Genomic DNA, 270 nt, shown 5'->3' on the forward strand with positions numbered 1-270 from the left:
TAACCCATGGTGTTGACATAAGGCCATAAAGTTAAAGTCTTCGCGTTTATTTAAGCTAATTATTTCTCTATGAAAAGCTTTTTGACCATAGAAGTATGTTTCTAAAGTTTTGGAATATATTTTTTTACCGTCTTTTTTTTGTTTTCTAAATAAACTGGATGAAATTTTATTTTCGTAAAGTTTATTTTCTCCTCTAAAGAAGAACTTAGCACCATCTTTTTGAATATTTTCCAATTGTTCTATTATTTCTTTTAGATTACTACAATTCTT

At 26.3% G+C, this 270-nt stretch carries 1 protein-coding gene; it reads right to left on the reverse strand.

Going from position 1 to position 270, the window contains the following annotated elements; genetic code table 11:
• Nucleotides 1–270, reverse strand: a 270-nt coding sequence (locus SAZ04_RS22180) for an FRG domain-containing protein (protein ID WP_332699772.1), incomplete at both ends; no start/stop codon positions are given.

It is taken from the genome of Halalkalibacter lacteus (assembly GCF_036663595.1).
Lineage (GTDB): Bacteria > Bacillota > Bacilli > Bacillales > Bacillaceae_D > Halalkalibacter > Halalkalibacter lacteus.